Here is a 20,944-nt window from a genome sequence, read left to right as displayed (position 1 = left end):
GGGTTTTATTTGTCAAAAACGCCAAATGAATATAAATCCGCGTCCTTGATGATAAACTTGATGCGTACTTTTTTGCCACCGAGCGCTTGCAGCGTTTTTCCGCTCTGCCAACTGAGGGTACCGTCTATCTGATCTCCAATGGCAGGAATGGCATCAGCTTCACCATAACCGGGAACTTCATTACCCTTTTCGTCAAGAATTACCACTTTTACATAGCCTTTGGTGGAGGTGGAATAATTCGCTTTAAGTATGTCTCCTTTTAAGATTAGTGGTTTACTGATAGCACTTCCTTCCTCAAAGTCGGCATGTAAAGAAGCAAAACCATCTTTTCTCAACACCATTCTTTCCAGATAGACATCGGGAGTTCCATAGGCCCTGATAACAAAAAATGACATTTCTCTTTCTCCGGTAGGTATAACTCCCATAGCAGGCATATTACTGCGTGCGGCCCAGTTACGTTGATCCTTGCCAGGACGGACAAAAGAAGTGAGGTACTTACGGTCATATTTATTTCCACCTCTGGATGTCATGAGCACTGCATCAGATACTCCTTTTCTCTGGGTAGGATCCACGTCAAAACTGATGAGCTCATCTTCAGAGAGTACTTGCTTATCTGGTGTAAACCGGAAGGGCATAGCGATCAGTATTTGAGGAGCTCTGAAGTAAGGATGAGTAGCATTGGTATATAGATGTTCGGGAGGAGTATCTCCGAAATCCATTCTCACCGGCTCAGTCCAGTTTTTAAAATCTTTGGAGGTGGCACGGGAGATCGTGCGAATACCAGAGAAAACATTGCCCGGCTCCGAGGCTATCCAGTCTCGCATATACACTGCAAATTGATTTTCTGAAGGTATCCAGCTAAGGATATTATGAGAATCTAGTGGTAATTCACCAAACAGACCCGTTGTATCCTGATATCTGTTCCAGTGTATACCATCGGCGGAGATATAGCGATATAAACCACCGCTTCTGATATGTCCGCCCATGGCTTTAAATTTTTCTTCCTGAGGCACTCCCTCACGATTATCGTACATGATACTCAGATTATGGGTACTTTTCTGAGGATTATCAGGCAGAATCACATTGTTTTCCAACGTTCCATTTACTTCGTAAAGTCCTAATTGAGGCTTGCTCCAGTGAATGCCATCAGCGCTAACGGCATAGCAGGTAACTTCCTGTTGGTCCTGTAGCCCCCTGTAATACATATGAAATAATCGGCCATCAGGAATGATGGTAACATAGGCACAGAAATGCCCCTCCCAGGGCTCATGAAATTCCATAACTTTTCCCCCGGAAACCGGCGTAGCCAAACGAAAATCTAATTTCTGTGTCTCTTCTATCAAAAAGTCATCAACAAATAATTCCCGCTGGTTTTGGAGTATTGTAATTTCATCCTGCGCTTTGATAGTAGTAAAGCAGCTTAAGCATGTGAATATTAAAACATATAGCCTCTTGTTAGCTATGACTCCTGTGACAATATTTTTCATGGAACTTTTGATTGGTTAGGAAGTAATTGAGATGATGCGTATTATCTAAGAATGTCATCTCGATAATTTAAAGTATGACTGGCCAAATTACCGATTATGGTTTAACACCAGCTTTATTTTCAAAAGTAAATCTAGATGGCAATCTTATCTGTTATTTTTTTATGCTTTTCTAATACTAAATTTCAGGCAAGCGATATACTTAGCACTTTAATGGTGCAGCGATCAGTTCTATCCTTCATTCGCTGATGAGTCAGCGCATGATATATATCCTGGGGCTAATCTTCCAGCTATTACTTTCATACAAACATACTCTTTGCAGTACCTGCACCCTGAGGCATATAGCCAGGATGAGTGCAACTTGAATTTCAAGCTATTTGGGAATGTATATATTGGCTTTTCTTTCTCAAATGCTTCACTCAATTTCTCTGAATATGCGCTTCACCCCCCTAGTCATCGCCGGCATAAGGCTTCGGTAAGGAGAGAGCAGGCGGCGACTGTAAGGTTAATTAAAGCAGGAAAACAGAAAGTTGAGCATTGAACTTTTGATCGCTTAAGGAATTGACGAGGTAAAGCAGATATCCTGGGATAAAAAAATCTGAGTATATTAAAGAAATTACGATTGAATGAAGGAGGTGAAAAAGTCTGCTCACTCTCGATAGTTCATGTTTACAACTGACAGGCTAATGAGCAACGCATTACAATTTAACCCATTTTACAATGCGCAAGATTTTTAGCAGTAAATTATATTAATTTGTTATATTTCTGAAACCTCCTCAACATATCAGCAGCAGAAAGTTGTCAAATTTCTTTTTGTAAAATTTACCCTTTTATGAGCAAAAATAATGGTGGTCATCACAGAAGTGGAGTCAAGGAAATAGCCAGACGGGCCAAAGTTTCGCTAGCTACTGTGGATAGAGTAATACATAATAGAACGGGCGTTTCGGATAGTACCCGAAAGAAAATTCAAAAAATCATTGACGAAATTGATTACCAGCCCAATCTGTTGGCCAGCCGATTGGCATCTCGAAAAGTTTATGACTTGGCTATATTAATCCCTAAAGTCTCTAAGGAGACAAACTACTGGCAGGCACCGCTGGATGGTATTGAAAGAGCAGCGTCTGAAATCAGTAAGTACGGCATTCGTGTGAGCAGGTATTTGTTTGAGCTCAATAGCAAAGCCTCATTTATAAAGAAAGCCAATCAAATATTAGATGCTTCAACGGATGGTATTCTCCTGGCTCCTTCATTTATAGAGGAGACTGTAGAGTTTCTAAATAAATGCAAGGCTCGTAATATACCCTATGTTTTTATTGACTCTGATATACCCGAACAGGAAAGTCTTTGCTACATCGGGCCGGATCTGAAACAAAGTGGTTATCTGGCAGCTCATCTGATGAATTATGGCCTGAGTGAAATGGCCAAACTGCTGGTAGTCAATATTTCCAAAGAAATTGATAACCATCACCATCTGTTGAGAAAAGAAGAAGGCTTTAGGAATTACTTTAAAGATAATCTTCTCTCTAACCCCATAATAAAAGTTGACATACTACAGACAAACTATACTGCCATTCGCGATTCGCTGAAGACAGTCTTTAAAGAGCATCCGGATATCAAGGCGGTATTTACCACAAATTCTCGCGTTTCCTCGGTTGCCCGTTTTCTAGAATCCGTAAATAAAAATGATCTTCTGTTAGTAGGTTATGATTATCTGAAAGACAACATTGAATGCCTGAAAAGTAAAACCGTTGATTTTCTGATCTGTCAAAAACCAGAAGAACAGGGGTTCAAAGGAGTAATGGCTTTGTACAAACAGGTGGTTCTATCCGGTAAGGTGGATAAAGTTCATTATATGCCCATTGACATTATCACCCGAGAAAATTACGCTTATTATAGTAATTAACTTCAGTTTGATCATCCCGCTATTCACAGAGAAACCAAGCAGTTTCCTACAGTAACTGTTGAAGAAATAATGCTGTGTTCCCATTTGCCTTGTACCGTAGAATTTGACGAAAAATACAATAAAGATTTTGTTTGCTAAAAAAAATAACTACTTTACGGGTACGTACCCGTAAATCATAAATTCAGTTGAACTCATTAAGAATACTTTCCTCCTTTTGACAGCACACAGATGATCAATAGAGCTTGTGTATCTCAACTTCTGATTAAAGTTACTAATACATAAATTATTACTAAACCTATGGAAGAGCATAACGAACGAAGAGACTTTATTAAAAAAGCAGCTGTGGGAGGACTGGGAATCAGCCTGACTAGCGCATCCTCTCCATTTATTCAATACAATGGATCTGCCAACGAAAAAGTAGTAGTGGCAGTGATGGGTACCAACAGCCGTGGAAGTGCGTTAGCAAGAGGTTTTGCCAAACTAAAGGGCACAGAGGTAGGCTATATCTGTGATGTAGATGAGCAGGCTATTGAAAAAGGTATACAGGCCACCAAAGATGGCGGACAAAAGAAAACACCAAAGGCGGAGAAAGATATTCGTAAAGTACTGGAAGATACAGGTGTGGATGCTATTGCTATCGCTGCGCCCGATCACTGGCATGCTCCGGCAGCTATCATGGCCTTGAAGGCAGGCAAACATGTGTATGTAGAAAAACCCTGTAGCCATAATCCCCAGGAAGGTGAAATGCTGGTGGATATCGCACGTAAATCCAATCGGGTAGTGCAAATGGGTAATCAACGAAGATCCTGGCCTTTTGTAGTGGAAGGGATTCAGCAACTGAAAGACGGAATCATTGGGCGTGCATACTTTGCACGTGCCTGGTACGCTAATTCCAGAGGGTCTATGGGATATGGCAAGCAAGCAGCGGTGCCTGCCGGTTTGGACTATGAGTTGTGGCAGGGGCCAGCTCCTCGTAAACCCTATCAGGACAATCTGATTCATTATAACTGGCACTGGCTGTGGCATTGGGGGACCGGTGAACTGCTCAACAATGGAACGCATTTTATAGACTTGTGTCGCTGGGGGCTAGGTGTTGATTATCCGATCAGGGTAAGTTCAGGTGGAGGAAGGTACGCATTTCAGGATGACTGGCAAACTCCGGACACACAGCTCGCATACTACGATTTTGAGGACCAAAAAAGCATATCCTGGGAGGGTAGAAGCTGCAACAGGCATAATCTGGAAGGGATGTCCGCAGGGGCATCTTTTCATGGGGAGAAAGGTACCCTGGTCATTGACGGCAATGGATATGTGGTATACGACAACCGTAATCAAGAGATCAAAAGAGCAAGTCAAAAACAAACAAATGCTTTGGATACCACCGGTCCGGGCTTTGACCTGGACCAGGGACACCTGAACAATTTCAGAGAGTGTGTTCTAAGTGGTAAACAGCCGGTATCGCATATTGAAGATGCCAATAAGAGCGTACATATCTGCCATTTGGGTAACATAGCCTATCGTACCAGGCGTGTACTTAACTGTGATCCGAAAAATGGAAAAATAATTGGTGATGAGGAGGCAATGGCTTTGTGGGGTAGAGAGTATGAATCCGGCTGGGATCCTAGTGTATAAATTGAGCGGATGTAAGCGATAAAATGTCTGTTAGAATAGCAGTATAGTTTTTTTGTCAGTATTTTTCTCTTGCCAATAGATCAATTATCAGAAATAAAATTCAAAATGAATAATATTATCAAAAGACGAAATTTTATCAAAACTTCAGCTGCTTCAGCAGTGGGACTCAGTTTGGCTACTTATCCATCTTATGGTATGGTAGGCAAACCATCTAAGGAGCTGAAGGCGGGTATCATCGGGCTGGATACCTCTCATAGTGTGGCTTTTACCAAAGTGCTGAACGATCCTGAAGCACTTGCCGATATTGCTGGAGTCAGGGTAGTGGCTGCCTATCCTCATGGCAGTAAGGACATTGAAAAAAGTGTAAGCCGTATTCCCGGCTATACCAAAGAAATTCAAGCGCTGGGAGTGGAAATAGTGGATTCTGTGGACGCACTGCTGGAGAAAGTAGATGTGGTTCTGCTGGAAACCAATGACGGGCGCCGACACCTTGAGCAGGCTTTACAAGTCTTTAAAGCAGGTAAGCCGGTTTTTATTGATAAACCCGTGGCTGCATCTTTGCCGGATGCGATTGCTATTTTTGAAGCAGCCAAACAATACAAGGTGCCTCTGTTTTCTTCTTCCTCACTACGCTATGCAGAAAATGCACAGGGGATCCGCAGAGGCGAAAAAATAGGGAAAGTAATGGGGGCTGATGCTTACAGTCCTGCTCATCTGGAAAAAACACATCCGGATTTATACTGGTATGGTGTGCATGGTGTAGAAACGCTTTATACCGTGATGGGAGTAGGGTGTCAGCAGGTTAAAAGAACCCATACTGATGATATGGATGTAGTAGTAGGTACCTGGAATGATGGTCGTATAGGCACATTTAGAGGTATGCGGGCGGGTAAACTCGGATACGGAGGTACTGCTTTCGGAGATGAAGGTATTTCTCCAATAGGTCCATATGCAGGCTACAGGCCATTGGTTGTGGAAATAGTAAAATTCTTCCATACAGGAAACCCCCCTGTTGCACCCGAAGAAACTATTGAAATCTTTGCCTTTATGGAAGCAGCAGACGAAAGTAAACGACAGGGAGGCAAAGAAGTGAGCGTGGAGAATGTGATGAAAAAAGCACAGTCAGCCCTGCAAGGCAGGTATTAGCTGATAAGTACTTAGAGTATATCAGCAAGTAGGAATCAAGATACAGATTGTAACTTTGAGCTTGAAAAGCTGATTCGTTCTTTTGAAATCAAATGAGATGATCTTTTTCATCCTTAAGCAGAGACTTTCAAGTATGAAAAAGGTAGTAAAATACAGTACAGGTGGATTGGCTTTGAAGATGCCGATCTCCTGGCTTATTCTGAGATATAGTAAAATTTAGATGACAGGTCTATACCTCACTTTATTCAGCAGGACCTCATTTTCTATGCGATTTTATTCAATGAAACCTTTTCAGTTTAGTTTTTTATTAATACTTTCGGGTACGTACACGTTAGTGGTTTTGTGCCTTTTGTAAAAATATATAGAATGAAAAATACATCCCGCAGAAAATTCATATTAACGAATGCTGCAGCGCTATCCGGGCTGGCAGCTTTTGGGTATTCCAACGCTTCATCTGTGTTTGCCCCTTTTTCAACCCATTTAGAAAAAGTACGTGTTGGACTCATTGGTGTAGGCAGTAGGGGAGGGGGAATCGCACATGTCCTGAAAGATTTACCAGGAGTAGAATTATCGGCCTGTTGTGATATCAATGAGGAGCATTTACAGAGAGGGATTAGCATGGCTGCCAAGGGGGCTAAAGCCTATACTGATTATCAGAAAATGCTTTCCGATAAGGATTTAGACGCGCTTATCATCGCAACGCCATTGTCCCTGCATTTTCCAATGGCTATGCATGCCGTGGAGGCGGGCAAGCATGTGTACCTGGAAAAGACGATGAGCTATGACATTCCTCAGGCGCTGAAAATGGTAGATAAAGTTAATGCTACTAAGCTGGTCTTTCAGATTGGTCATCAGTACCGATATTATGCCTTATATCATAAGGTGCATGAAGTATTATCTAAAGGATGGTGTGGAGAAGTAAAGCATTATGAGTGCCAGTATCATCGTAATGATGACTGGCGCCGGGAAGTGAAAGATCCCAAAAACGAAAAACTGGTCAACTGGCGAATGTATCGTGAATTTTCCGGTGGACTGATGGCTGAACTTTGTGCTCATCAGCTGGATATTGTCAATTGGATGAATGATAGCCCGCCACTTAAAGTTTCAGGGCTGGGAGGTATAGATTACTGGAAAGATGGGAGAGAAACTTATGACAACGTACGTACAGTCTATGAATATCCAAACGGTGTTAAAGCTTCTGTAAGCTCGGTGCTCAGTAATGCCTATAAAGGGTATTCTATTCGTATCCTGGGGACAGAGGCTACCATAGAAATACAGCGGGATAAAGCTTACCTGTATACTGAAGCAGATAAGGCAGAACTGGGCGTGGTTGATGGGGTATCGGGAGCTACAATTAAAGCCTGGACGCAGGGAGAACCCAGCTTGTTGAATTACAAAACGGAAGACAATGCTGAACGCTCACCTACCGCCTATGCGCTGCTGAACTTTGCTGACTGTATCAGAAACGACAAAAAACCATTTTCTAACGTGGATACCGGGAAAGATGTAAGTGTGGCCGTTCACATGGGAAATAAAGCCATGCGGGAAGAGAAGTACCAATATTGGAAACCGGAGTATTCTTTATAGATTATATTATGATTAACAAACAGTATACATCGTCCTCGAACCCACTGATTCCAGCCGCTATATGAAACATCTTTTCAGGTATTTAGGCCCTGGAATCATTACAGCAGCTCTTGTATTTGGCCCCGGTAGTCTTACTATTACCTCTAAACTGGGCTCTTTATATGCCTACAACCATATTTGGGTGATCGTAAGCGCCATTTTTTTTATGGTGATTTTTACAGAGATGGGAGCCCGCATAGGCATTGCTACGGAATCCTCATTGCTAAGCATCATAAAAGATAAATGGGGTAAAGCGGCTTCCATTATTTTAGGTTTAGGCATATTTGCTATCACTGCCTCTTTTCAGGCAGGGAATACGGTAGGGGCAAGCCTTGCCCTTGCTGAGCTTTTTCATACCAATGTAGAGCCCTGGGTCTTAGCATTTACACTTACTGCGATTAGCCTGCTTTTTTTCAGGTCATTTTATAAAGTGTTGGAAAAAGTGATGATCGCATTAGTAGCAGTGATGCTACTCTCTTTCCTGATCACCCTGGCATTAGCCAAACCTGATCTGGCAGCGGTTGGCTTAGGTTTAGTCCCCACATTACCTTCAGGCTCTGAAGTGTTGACCATCGCATTGATCGCTTCCAGCTTTTCAGTGGTAGGGGCTTTTTATCAGGGCTATCTGGTGAAAGAAAAAGGGTGGAAGAAAAATCAAATCAAGCAAGGTAAAAAAGAAGCTATTACTGGCGTGATGGTTTTAGGAATGATCTCATTGTTCATCCTAATCAATGCTGCGGCCATCTTATACCCTAAAGGCATACAGGTCAACTCAGCTACTGATATGGGATTGGCACTGGAGCCTCTTTACGGAAGTACCGCTACTGTCATTTTTATGTTAGGTTTGTTCGGTGCATCTTTTTCATCGCTGATCGGGAATGCTACCATCGGCGGCTCATTACTGGCCGACGCTTTTTCATTAGGCAATCAACTTAAATCTCCCAAAGTAAGGGGCATGATTATGTTGGTCATGGTGATAGGAGCGGCTATTGCCCTCAGGTTTGGAAGGTTGCCATTAGAATTAATCGTATTTGCTCAGGCCATCACCATCATCATTGCACCTCTGGTAGGTATAGCATTACTGGTGCTGGCCAATGACAAGGCTCGCATGGGAGATTTGAAGAACAATCACTGGAAAAATATAGGAGGTATACTGGGACTGGGACTGCTACTCTTTTTATCGGCCAGTCAGGTTTATTTGCAATTCATTAGATAAAAATATTATGAAAGACTTAGCAACACTGGAAAAACAACTATTAGCTCCGAGCCAGGATCTTATCAGTGATATGCAGACCTTGGATGGAGATATATTGCTGCTGGGAGTAGGCGGGAAGATGGGACCTAGTCTGGCAGTATTAGCCAAGCAGGCTCTGATAGCCGCGGGCAAAGATAATGCGGTGATTGGAGTCTCCAGATTTTCGGATTCATCTCTTCAGCAGGATTTGGAAAGTCAGGGGGTTCAGACGATCAAAGCTGATCTGCTTGATAACGAACAACTTGAAAGTCTGCCAGCGGTAAAGAATGTAATCTTTATGGCGGGAACCAAGTTTGGTACAACCGGAAAAGAGTCATTTACCTGGGCTATGAATGCTTACCTGCCGGGAAAAGTAGCAGAGAAATTTAGAAATTCGAAGATTGTGGTTTTCTCTACCGGCAATGTCTATCCTTTTGTACCGGTTTATTCAGGAGGAGCCACAGAAGAGACAACGCCTGGGCCGGTAGGAGAGTATGCGCAATCCTGCCTTGGCAGAGAGCGGATGTTTGAACACTTTTCTAACTTATATCAGATTCCAACGCTGATCTATCGTCTCAATTACGCTATAGACTTTAAGTACGGTGTATTGTTGGAAATAGCCAAGTCGGTATTAGAGGGGAAAGAAATTGACCTGTCCACCGGACATGTAAATGTAATCTGGCAGGGTGATGCGAATGAGTATGCCTTGAGAGCTTTCAAGTTTTGCGAGTCACCGCCCCGTAAGCTGAATATTACCGGACCAGAGACCGTTTCCATCCGTTGGGCTGCTGAGGAGTTCGGGAAAATTTTTAATAAAAAGCCGCTCTTTGTCAATGAAGAGCAACCTACAGCTTTGCTCAACAATGCATCCACTGCCCATCAGCTTTTTGGGTACCCGAAAGTAAGCCTGAAGGCAATGATTGAAGTTCTAACCATCTGGCTTAGCAGTGGAGGAGATACTATTAATAAACCTACCCATTTTCAGGAAAGAAAAGGGGCTTTTTAATGATGAGTGACTTACAAGAATTAACAAATGAGATCATTAGAACCAGCGATTAAAGAATTACTTTTTGAAGGGACCGTCATTCCTGCACACCCCCTGGCTTTAGATAAATCCAGGAAAATGGATGAAAAGCGGCAGCGTGCCCTTACGCGATATTACATAGATAGTGGTGCAGGCGGTATAGCCGTAGGTGTACATACCACCCAGTTTGAAATCAGGAAAAAGGAGTTTGAGCTGTTTAAGCCCGTGCTGAAACTGGCCGCGGAAGAAGTGGAGCAGGCACAGCTAAACCGACCCTTCATCAAAATAGCAGGGATTGTAGGACCTACAGCACAGGCTTTGCAGGAAGCAGCGCTTGCTGTAGAACTGGGATACGACCTGGGCTTGGTGAGCAATGGTGGTCTGGCAGAGCTTTCAGAAGCACAACTGATTAAAAGAACGGAGAAGATCGCTGAAGTAATTCCTGTATTTGGGTTTTACCTCCAGCCAGCGGTGGGAGGTAAGGTGCTGAGTTTTGATTTCTGGAAAGATTTTGCCGAAATACCCAATGTACAAGCGATTAAGATGGCACCCTTTAACCGTTACCAGACCCTGGATGTCGTAAGAGCCGTATGTCATTCTTCTCGCCACAGGGATATTGCTCTGTATACGGGTAATGATGACAATATTGTAGCCGACTTACTTACCACTTATCGCTTTAGGGTCCAGGGTGAGGAAAGGGAAAAAGCTATTGTAGGAGGGCTGCTCGGACACTGGGCAGTATGGACAAGGAAAGCAGTGGAACTGCTGGACGAGATCAAAAAAATCAGAGACAATGGAAATGCTGTAGCAGGCGAGATGCTCACCCGAGGCATTGCGGTTACCGATTCCAATGCTGCTTTTTTTGATTCAGCCAACCACTTCAAAGGCTGTATCGCTGGCATACACGAAGTATTGCGAAGACAAGGCTTACTTGAAGGTACATGGTGCCTCAATCCTGATGAATGTATGTCTGCTGGGCAAAGTGAAGAGATCACCAGAGTATACCAGGCCTATCCGGAACTCAATGATGATGCTTTTGTGAAAGAGAAGCTGGAAAAGTGGCTGCGATAATAAATTATTTACTTTAAAAAATCACGATGGAATTAAGTAACATTGACCTTATTGTCATTGGATCATTCTTCCTGGCCATGCTTCTGATAGGTTTTTGGTCTTATTTCAAAAACAAGAATGTAGAAGACTACTTTGTGGCTGGTGGAAACCTGCCCTGGTGGTTATCCGGTATTTCTCATCATGTGTCAGGCTACAGCGGAGCAGTCTTTGTAGCCTATGCCGCACTAGCTTACACACATGGATTTTCCTTATACATCTGGTGGGCATTCACCATTGGATTTTCTATCATCATAAGTGCCAGGATCTTCCCTGCCTTCTGGGTACGCTTACGTAAAAAATTCAGAATACAGTCTCCGCTGGAATACCTGGCTAACCGCTACAATGTGCTTACCCAGCAAATTATGGCCTGGAGTGGAGTGTTGCTTAAGCTATTTGATGTAGGGGCCAAATGGGCTGCTATCGCTATCCTGTTGAATATATTTACAGGTTTATCCCTCAGCACAGGAATTCTGATTTCAGGGGGAATATCCCTGATCTACATCACTTTTGGTGGGCTTTGGGCAGTTATTATCACGGATTTCACCCAGTTTATAGTACAGATCGTGGCAGGTATTGTCATGTTTGTGGTGGTAGTGAAAAGGTTAGATGGATTTGACTCTGTTTTTAGTGTGTGGGAACAGTTACCACAGGAAAATAGTCAGCTCTTTAATGAGCCCTATACTGTGGCATTTGCGCTGGCTTTTCTGTTTATCAACTTTCTCAGCTACAATGGTGGAAGTTGGAACCTGGCCACCCGCTATATCTCATCCCCTAATGAAAAAGAGGCCTCTAAAGCAGCCTACCTTTCTGGAATTTTATATCTGATATGGCCCTTGATACTTTTTTTCCCTATGTGGGCAGCTCCGATTATCTTGCCAGGTTTAGAAGATCCTTCACAAGCTTATGGTGCGCTTACCCTGGAACTGCTACCTTCCGGACTCATTGGTTTGGTCATCGCATCATTATTTGCAAACACCATGTCAATGACTTCATCAGATGTGAATACCATTTCCGCCGTCATTACCCGTGACATACTGCCGGTAGTTTCAGCCCGCTTTAAAGATGAAAGAAGGTCGCTGACCACAGCGCGGATCACTACCTTCGTCTTTACTCTTCTGACCATCACTGTAGCCTTACAGCAGGAACGATTTGGAGGGGTTGTGGGGCTGATTATTTCCTGGTTTGGTGCCTTACTGGGACCTATAGCTGTACCTATGCTCTTTGGACTATTACCAGCTTTCAAAAGTTGCGGACCCAGGGCGGCAATCGCTTCCATCGCTGCCGGACTTATTACATTTATCATTACCAAAAATGTAGAGATGGGAAGTATGGCTTTGGAAATAGGCTTACCAGTATTCGTTTCTACTATTGTCTATGTGGGTATGGGATACATCAATAGAAAAGAAGTACCCGAACGTGTAAAAAAATTATTGGCTTCAATTCAGGAAAATGATGATGAACGACACTATAAAAAAATTTAAAGCTTCCGAAATGGAAGTTCAGGTATTTGCATCTCGTAAGGAGATAGGAGAAGCAGCCGGAAAAGCTGTGGAAAGTAAAATTCTGGAGTTGCTGGAAAAGAAAAATGAGATCAGGATGATCTTTGCGGCCGCGCCTTCTCAAAATGAAGTGCTGGCTTATTTGAGGCAGTCATCACAGATACCCTGGCATCATATTACAGCTTTCCATATGGATGAGTACATAGGTTTAGCACCTGATGCTCCTCAGCGCTTTGCAAACTTTCTGAAAGCACATCTTTTTGATCATGTAGCTTGTAAAGCAGTACATCTCATAGATGGAAATCAAAATACTGATGCGGAGTGTAGAAGGTACGCTGCATTAGTTGCTGAAAAGCCCATTGATATCGTGTGCCTGGGCATAGGAGAAAACGGTCACATTGCTTTTAATGACCCTCCAGTGGCTGATTTTGATGATCCTGAAATTATTAAAACAGTAGAACTTGATCAGGAGTGTCGCCAGCAGCAGGTGAACGATGGCTGTTTTGCCTCTTTAGAACAAGTGCCTCAAAAAGCGCTTACCCTCACTATACCTACGCTCATGAAGGGAAGTTTTCTCTATTGTTTGGTGCCCGGCAAAACCAAGCAAATGGCGGTCTACAAAACACTGCATCAGGAAGTATCTACGGATTGCCCTGCGACTATTTTAAAAACGCATACTCACTGCAAAATGTACCTTGACATTGAATCGTACGGTAAAAGCATATAAGAATAATAAGCAAGAATACGCTGAGGTGAAAATTGTTGAAGGAGTAAACTGTATATCAGGGGAGCAGGAAAGACTGACAATCAGCAAAGGGAGGGTGGAGAAAATCAGCTCTGGTGAAAGTCCGGATCATGACAGTACTTTCTTCGGACCAGGCTTGATTGATATTCAAGTCAATGGAATTGATGGGATCGACTTTAATGATATTACTTTAAAGCCTGAAGATGTATTAAAAGCCACCCAGTATTTGTTGAGCAAAGGAGTCACTACTTATATTCCAACCCTCATTACCAATTCGGACGAAAATATTCACCAACTGATAAACATCATTGTCAGGGCGTGTCGTGCGTATCCCTTGGTTGATGCCTGTGTAAGTGGAATTCATCTGGAAGGCCCTTTTATATCCAAAGCAGAGGGTGCCAGAGGCGCTCATGATCTGAAATATATCAAAGCACCGGATTGGGAGTGGGTAAAACATTGCCAGGAAATATCCGGTGGTAAAATTAAAATAGTGACCTTTTCTCCTGAATGGGAAGGCTCTTCTGCCTTCATTCATCAGTGTGTATCGCATGCAATTCTGGTCGCCATTGGACACTCCAATGCTACCCCCAAAGAAATTCAATCCGCAGCTAAAGCTGGTGCCAGCTTGTCTACCCACCTGGGTAATGGGGCGCCCCTGATGCTGCCTCGCCATCCCAATTTGTTGTGGGAGCAGCTGGCCCAGGATAAGCTCTATGCCAGTATCATTGCCGATGGCTTCCACCTGCCTGACGCATTTCTCGCAACTGCGATCAGAACCAAAGGCGAAAAAGTTTTTTTAGTGAGCGATGCTACTTGTTTTTCAGGCATGTCATCCGGAGTGTATAAATCCCATATCGGAGAAGAAGTGATGCTGGAAAAAGACGGCAGGTTATCAATGAAAAATTCACCGGGTCTGCTGGCTGGAGCTACCAAATGCTTACTGGAAGATATGCAGTATTTACTGGACCGGAAGTTAGTTGAGCTTGCCGAAGCCTGGAAAATGGGATCGGTTTACCCTGCAAGCTTTTTAGGTTATCCGGCCCCTGGCATAGCGCCTAATCAAGCTGCTGATCTGGTGGTGTTTAAGATCAATCAGAAAAAAAAGATTGAGGTTATTCAGGTGATTAAAAAAGGCCGGATAGTTTTCGGAGGATAACTTTCTATAACCATTCAAGGCGATACAATACCTTTATTAAACCCAATGAATTACAAAGCACAAACTTTCATCATAGCGGTCCTGAGTTTGCTCGTGTTACCTGCGTGTAAGCATTCTTCTTCTGAAAATATTTCCTCATCAGACGTCATGAGAGAAAGCCATCAACTTAGATTAATTACCCTTGACCCGGGACACTTTCATGCCGCTCTTGTCCAGAAGAGAATGTACGAAGCCTTGGATAATGAAGTCCATGTATATGCTCCTGAAGGAAAAGATGTACAGCTCCATCTACAAAAAATTGATCAGTACAACCGACAGCCTGAGGAGGCTACTGAATGGGTAGAAAAGGTATACACCGGTCCGGATTATCTGGAAAAAATGCTGGATGATAAAGCCGGTGACCTGGTAGTCCTGGCAGGTAAGAATGGCAGGAAAATAGAATATATCCAATCCTCCATAGAGTCCGGTCTGCATGTATTGGCAGATAAGCCCATGGTGATTCACCCTGATGGGTATCCAAAGTTAGAAGAAGCCTTTGAGATGGCTGAGGAGAAAGGTCTGATTTTGTATGATATCATGACAGAGCGCTATGCAATCATCAACATTATACAGAGAGAGCTTTTGTTGATGGAAAATTTATTCGGTGAGTTGGAAAAAGGCACTCCTGACAACCCTGCCATCAGTAAAGAGAGTGTACATCATTTTTATAAGAATGTATCCGGTACACCCCTGATACGTCCTGCCTGGTATTTTGATGTAGCTCAGCAGGGAGAAGGTATAATAGATGTTTCCACCCATTTTGTTGATTTGATTTTATGGAGTTGTTTTCCCGACCAGATGGTAGCCCGGGAAGAGGTGGCGGTTGTACAGGCTCATCGCTGGCCTACTCCAATTACACCTACTCAGTTTGAGCAGGTGACAGCGTTAAGCGAATATCCCGAATATTTACAAAAAGATATAGTAAATGACTCAGTACTGAATGTTTTTTCCAATGGCGAATTTGTTTTTCAGGTAGGAGGTACTTTCGCGAAGGTATCAGTAAGCTGGAATTATCAGGCACCTGAAAGGGGAGGGGATACACACTTGTCTATGATGAGAGGTAGTAAGGCAAAACTGGTAATCAGACAAAATAAAGCACAGGATTACCAGCCTGTTTTATACATTGAGTCTGCGAATACTGCGCAGCCATTGAGCGAAGAGGTAATCAATAATGCTATTGAGAAGATTGGACAAACCTATCCGGGAGTCACTTATAAGAAAAGCAGAGAGGGCTGGGAAGTTGTCATACCGGAAACGTATAAAACCGGACATGAAGCTCATTTTTCAATAGTGATGCAAAAGTATCTTGAGTTCATACATCATGGTAAGCTGCCTGAATGGGAGCGCGACATCCTCCTCAGTAAGTATTATATAACAACGCAGGCATATGCTAAAAGTCATATGTGATTTAAAATTTTATAAGGCATAAAATTTTTATCGTGCATATATCTTCCGAAAAAAAAAGCGCCACCTATACAATATATTGTTAATATGCTTTTGCATGAATAAAATATTTTATACTTTCGGGTACGTGCCCGTGCATAATTATTTTTTCCTGTATGGAATTAGAAATGTGTATAAAAGCGTGTAAAATCTTTTGATCTCCCGGAGAATTATTTATATTCGGGTACGTGCCCGTAAAAAAATAATTGTCACAGTGGCTTCAACTAACAAACATTAAATTACATATATGCTGACATCGATAACCTGACTCAAAATTTTTTTTAATCATTTCGGGTACGTGCCCGAAATACAAGCAAATAATAATGAAAAAAAATGAACCAGTAATTAATACAGCATTGGCTGCCTATGGAATGTCAGGCAGGGTGTTTCATGCTCCTTTGCTGGATGCGCACGCTGGTTTCAAACTGCATTCAATTCTTCAGAGAAGTAAAAATGATGCCAGGCAGAAATACCCTGATCTTAAAGTAGTATCTGACTACCAGGCTTTGCTGGATAATGAAGCGGTTGAACTTATCATTGTCAACACGCCAGAGTACCTGCATTATGAAATGGCCTCGCAGGCCCTGGAAGCAGGCAAGCATGTGGTATTGGAAAAGGCCTTTACCCCTACTACATCAGAGGCCAGGCAGTTGATTGATCTTGCCCAGAAACAGGCTAAAATGCTCAGCGTTTTCCAGAACAGTCGTTGGCATGGTGACTTTTTGACCATTAAGCAGGTGGTTGATCATAAGCTTTTAGGTGAGCTAGTGGATTATGAGGCCCATTATGATCGATATCGCAACTATGTAGAGGAAAACAACTGGAAAGAAGAGCCTCATCCTGGTACTGGTGTATTATATAACCTGGGCTCCCATATGATAGATCAGGTCCTGGTGTTATTTGGCTGGCCTCAATCTGTACAGGCAGATATCAGAATTCAACGCCCGGGCGGAAAAGTGGAGGATAACTTTGAGTTGATACTTGCCTATGATCAGTTAAAGGTAACCCTTAAATCCAGTTATCTGGTAAGAGAGCCCGGCCCCCGCTATGTGCTGCATGGTAGTAAAGGAAGTTTCGTTAAGCATGGCGCTGACCCTCAGGAGGCATTACTAAAATCCGGGAGATCACCCTTGGAAGAAGGGTGGGGGCAAGAGAAAAAGGGGCATTGGGGAAAGATTAATACCGATATAAATGGTCTGCATATGCAAGGAGAAGTTGAGACGCTACCAGGTTCTTACTTAGGGTATTATGACAGCATATATGCTGCGATCCGTGAAGGAAAAGAACCTGAGGTGAAAGCAAGTCAGGCCATGCAGGTGATTGCTATTATTGAAGCTGCTATCAAGAGCAATAAGGAAAACAGGAAAATATTTTTGGAAGCCCCTCCTTAGTGACAATTCCATTACATGTCGCCATACGGAGGATTGTATAAGCTTGTCAGCACCTGATCTTTTAATTAATAGCGGAATGCGTGATTCCCAATTCATAATTGTAGCCGGTAAGAGAGGGAGGGTAAATTCATATGTGTTTAGAAATGCGTATGAAATCTAGTCAGCTTCGGTGATCTGGAAAGTCCCTTGGAAAGCAGCCCATCGGGTTTGATACCCAGTTAAGGATTATACAGAGAAGCGCAAGTATATCTTTCAAAATACTATTATCTCAACACCTAACTATTCTGTGTGAAATGAAAAAGTATCTTATTATCATAATTTTAGTGAGCTGTTGCTCAGTATGTAACTGGGTGAAAGCTCAGGAACTAGAGGTTATGGGCATAGTAACCGATGTAACTAATAATGACCCTCTACCTGGGGTAACAGTTTTGGTAAAGGATGGTGCGGTAGGAACCATTACGGATAGTAATGGAAAATATTCAATATTAGTAAGCCCCACAGACCACCTGATCTTTTCTTCAGTGGGATTTATCACTCAGGAAATTCCGGTAAATAACCAAACCGTAATTGATATACAACTGCAGGAAGACATTGATCAGTTACAGGAAGTGGTTGTAGTTGGATACGGAACCAAGAAAAAAGTAAACCTGACGGGTGCGGTGAGCCAAATTGATTCCAAAGCTTTAGACGACCGTCCTGTAGCGAATGTCACCCAGGCATTACAGGGAGCGGTTCCTAATCTGAATGTATCTTTTGGAGATGGGCGTCCCGGCAGCAATGCAACATTAAACATACGGGGCACAAACTCCATTAGCGGGGGCTCTCCACTGGTAGTGATTGATGGGGTACCTGGTGATCTGGACATGATAAACCCGAGAGACATAGAAAGTGTCTCGGTACTAAAAGATGCATCCTCCTCGGCAATTTATGGCGCCCGAGGGGCCTTTGGGGTAATTTTGATTACTACCAAAAGTGGAAAAAAAGGAGGGATTCAGGTAAATTACAGTAATAACTTTAGCTGGTCTACCCCTACAGTAAGCACCGACTTTCTGACTGACCCCTATGAAGCGGCTAAGTTGTGGGATGACTCATACTACCGAGCTTATGGAAGATACTATACCGGATATACTGATCAGGATTATGAGGAATTCTTAAAAAGAAGGAACGATCCTAACCTCCCCCAGGTGGTCGTCCAAAACCGAGATGGTAGAGATATGTATGTGCACTACGGCAACACTGACTGGTGGCATTACTTTTTTAGAGATGTTCAGCCTTCTGTGGAACACTCTTTACGGATGTCGGGAGGAAGTGAGAAGGTAAAGTATATGATCTCAGGCCGGTATTATCAGAAGAAAGGGATGATGCGGTTTAATCAAGACATTTATAAGGGTATCAACTTCCGGGCAAAGATTGATGCTGAACTCTCACCCTGGTTACAGCTGTCAACCAATACTAGATTCAATGCATCCAGCTATACCTATCCGGGAAGAGAGCCTAACACCAATTTCCTGCTAACGACAGTGCATGCATTACCGTCTTATGTACCAGTGAACCCCGACGGTACAGCGCTCTATCGGACCAACCTGAATAATTTTAGTATTGGAGATGGCATCTTTGCTGAGTTGCTTCACGGAAAGTCCAAAGGAGGTAACCAGAATTATGATTTCATCAATACGGTAGAAGCGAATGCTAAAATTACAGATGACCTGAATATAGTCGGTAATTACACTTTTAGCCTAAGCCCCTATTCCAGCTTTAGCCGAAGCACTCAGGCGCCTTGGTCCATCTATCCGGGAGAAATCAACTATCTGGGTAATGATAGGTTATACGAAGCAATGAACCTGGATCAGTACCATGTGGCGAATATTTACGGTAATTATTCCAAAACCTTAGGCAAACATACCGTATCAGCCATGGCTGGCTATAATCAGGAATTGAAAAAATTTAAGGTGATGTATGGTTCCAGAAATAACCTGCTTTCTGAAGAGCTGAATGAGCTGAACCTGGGAACGGGAGAAGAGAATATCAATGGCACAGCCAGCGAATGGGCATTAATCGGGGCTTTCTACCGCTTAGGATATGATTTTGCAGGAAAATATCTGCTTGAAGTGAATGGGCGGTATGATGGTACATCGCGCTTTCCCGAGGATAGCCGGTTTGGCTTTTTTCCATCAGTTTCTGCCGGCTGGAGGGTGAGTGAGGAAAGCTTTTTCGCTCCGCTCAATGGTTTAGTAAGCGATATGAAACTCAGAGCTTCATATGGATCTTTGGGAAATCAGCAGGTAAGTACGTATGCCTACATCCCTGTCATGAATAGCGGCACCTCGAGCTATATCATGGATGATAGCAAAACCGAGTATATTACTGCCCCGAATCCAATCTCCCCTAGTCTGACCTGGGAAACCATTACTTCCACTAACGTAGGGATAGACCTGGGCTTTTTTGATAACCGCTTAACGGGTTCTTTTGACTGGTATAACCGTAATACAAAAGACATGTTAACGAAGGGTAAAACCTTGCCTGAAGTATTTGGCGCCAATGAACCTCAGGAAAATGCGGCGGATTTACGAACCAGAGGATGGGAAGTGGCGATGGACTGGCGTAACCATGGAACTTTGGCAGGTAAAGCCCTATCCTATAATCTAGGGTTGGTGGTTTCAGATAATAAAACGATCATAACCAAGTTTGACAACCCTACCAAATTATTGAATCAGTACTATGTAGGACAGGAACTGGGAGAAATCTGGGGCTACAACATAGAAGGTTATTTTGCGTCTGATCAGGAAGCGGCAGACCATCCCATAGATCAAACGCTGGTCAACAGCCGTATCCTTAGGGCACCGGGGGAATGGGGGCAGTTGAGAGCCGGGGATATCAAGTTCAGAGATTTGAATGGGGACGGGATCATCAGCCCCGGACAGAACACACTGAATGATCACGGCGACTTAACGTTAATCGGAAACACCCAGGCCCGCTATGCCTTTGGGTTTAGAGGAGGGGCAAACTGGAATGGATTTGATCTTTCATTTTTTGTTCAGGGAATCGGCAAACAAAACTGGTATCCCGGTAACAATGCCGGAAGATTCTGGGGACCCTACGCACGCCCCTACTATTCATTTATCTCGGAAGACTTTATGGACAAGGTATGGAGCCCGGAAAATCCTAATGCCTATTTCCCTAATTTGCGGGGGTATATTGCCCTCACCAGTGGCAGTTCCTTATCGGTAAATAATGATAAGTATCTACAGGATCTGGCGTATCTGAGGATGAAAAACCTAACGCTCGGCTATTCACTCCCTTCATCCTTGATTGAGAAAATAAAACTCAGTAAGGTAAGGCTGTACTTTAGCGGTGAGAACCTGTTTACTCTAACCAAACTGGAAACCGACCTTATTGATCCTGAGCAGGCAGCGGCAAGCTCTCATGCTAGGGTATACCCATTCGGTAAAACGTATTCATTCGGGGTGGATCTATCCTTTTAGGAATGTCAATGATTAACCCAGGCCGAAATT

General features: G+C 43.2%; 15 protein-coding genes. 14 read left to right on the top strand and 1 reads right to left on the bottom strand.

The genetic code is table 11. The features are described from left to right. Positions 1-5: 5 nt before the first annotated feature. Positions 6-1,487: a glycoside hydrolase family protein gene (locus OKW21_RS20210; protein WP_277482663.1), complete on the bottom strand. Its 1,482-nt coding sequence runs from the start codon at positions 1,485-1,487 to the stop codon at positions 6-8. Positions 1,488-1,800: 313 nt separating this feature from the next. Between OKW21_RS20210 and OKW21_RS20205 the strand changes: the two genes are divergently transcribed. From OKW21_RS20205 to OKW21_RS20140, 14 genes are all read left to right on the top strand, one after another. Beyond that, entirely contained in the window at positions 1,801-2,025 is a 225-nt protein-coding gene (locus OKW21_RS20205; RefSeq protein WP_277482660.1) for a hypothetical protein, read from the top strand. Positions 2,026-2,316: 291 nt separating this feature from the next. Next, the gene (locus OKW21_RS20200) at positions 2,317-3,387 is read left to right on the top strand and encodes a LacI family DNA-binding transcriptional regulator (RefSeq protein ID WP_277482658.1); all 1,071 of its coding nucleotides are present in this window, start codon (positions 2,317-2,319) and stop codon (positions 3,385-3,387) included. A 297-nt stretch (positions 3,388-3,684) separates the two neighbouring features. Beyond that, positions 3,685-5,019 (top strand): Gfo/Idh/MocA family protein, encoded by a 1,335-nt coding sequence (locus OKW21_RS20195; RefSeq protein ID WP_277482656.1) that lies wholly within the window; start codon positions 3,685-3,687, stop codon positions 5,017-5,019. Positions 5,020-5,124: 105 nt separating this feature from the next. After that, positions 5,125-6,165, top strand: a complete 1,041-nt coding sequence (locus OKW21_RS20190; protein WP_277482653.1) for a Gfo/Idh/MocA family protein — start codon at positions 5,125-5,127, stop codon at positions 6,163-6,165. A gap of 366 nt (positions 6,166-6,531) precedes the next feature. After that, complete coding sequence (locus tag OKW21_RS20185) at positions 6,532-7,752, top strand: Gfo/Idh/MocA family protein (RefSeq protein WP_277482648.1); 1,221 nt, start codon at positions 6,532-6,534, stop codon at positions 7,750-7,752. A 61-nt stretch (positions 7,753-7,813) separates the two neighbouring features. Continuing rightward, positions 7,814-9,007, top strand: a complete 1,194-nt coding sequence (locus OKW21_RS20180; RefSeq protein WP_277482646.1) for an Nramp family divalent metal transporter — start codon at positions 7,814-7,816, stop codon at positions 9,005-9,007. Between the two features lie 7 nt (positions 9,008-9,014). Continuing rightward, positions 9,015-10,031, top strand: a complete 1,017-nt coding sequence (locus OKW21_RS20175; protein WP_277482643.1) for an NAD-dependent epimerase/dehydratase family protein — start codon at positions 9,015-9,017, stop codon at positions 10,029-10,031. 27 nt (positions 10,032-10,058) lie between these two features. Continuing rightward, a complete protein-coding gene (locus tag OKW21_RS20170; RefSeq protein ID WP_277482641.1) occupies positions 10,059-11,120 on the top strand; it encodes a dihydrodipicolinate synthase family protein in 1,062 nt (353 codons plus the stop codon). A gap of 26 nt (positions 11,121-11,146) precedes the next feature. Next, entirely contained in the window at positions 11,147-12,640 is a 1,494-nt protein-coding gene (locus OKW21_RS20165; RefSeq protein ID WP_277482639.1) for a sodium:solute symporter family protein, read from the top strand. A gap of 10 nt (positions 12,641-12,650) precedes the next feature. Beyond that, complete coding sequence (locus tag OKW21_RS20160) at positions 12,651-13,385, top strand: glucosamine-6-phosphate deaminase (RefSeq protein ID WP_277482631.1); 735 nt, start codon at positions 12,651-12,653, stop codon at positions 13,383-13,385. Then, positions 13,360-14,559, top strand: a complete 1,200-nt coding sequence (locus OKW21_RS20155; protein WP_277482629.1) for an N-acetylglucosamine-6-phosphate deacetylase — start codon at positions 13,360-13,362, stop codon at positions 14,557-14,559. The genes OKW21_RS20160 and OKW21_RS20155 overlap by 26 nt, the downstream gene beginning before the upstream one ends. Positions 14,560-14,604: 45 nt before the next feature. Next, the gene (locus tag OKW21_RS20150) at positions 14,605-16,005 is read left to right on the top strand and encodes a putative oxidoreductase C-terminal domain-containing protein (RefSeq protein ID WP_277482627.1); all 1,401 of its coding nucleotides are present in this window, start codon (positions 14,605-14,607) and stop codon (positions 16,003-16,005) included. A 359-nt stretch (positions 16,006-16,364) separates the two neighbouring features. Next, on the top strand, positions 16,365-17,432 hold the full coding sequence (locus OKW21_RS20145; RefSeq protein WP_277482625.1) for a Gfo/Idh/MocA family oxidoreductase: 1,068 nt from the start codon (positions 16,365-16,367) through the stop codon (positions 17,430-17,432). A gap of 350 nt (positions 17,433-17,782) precedes the next feature. Next, positions 17,783-20,914, top strand: coding sequence for a SusC/RagA family TonB-linked outer membrane protein (locus OKW21_RS20140; protein WP_277482623.1), 3,132 nt, complete (start codon positions 17,783-17,785; stop codon positions 20,912-20,914). The last annotated feature ends 30 nt before the right edge of the window (positions 20,915-20,944 follow it).

Origin of the sequence: Catalinimonas alkaloidigena (assembly GCF_029504655.1) — a bacterium.
GTDB lineage: Bacteria > Bacteroidota > Bacteroidia > Cytophagales > Cyclobacteriaceae > Catalinimonas > Catalinimonas alkaloidigena.
The sequence above is the reverse complement of the archived record's forward strand: the minus strand, read 5'-3'. Positions and strand labels throughout refer to the sequence as shown.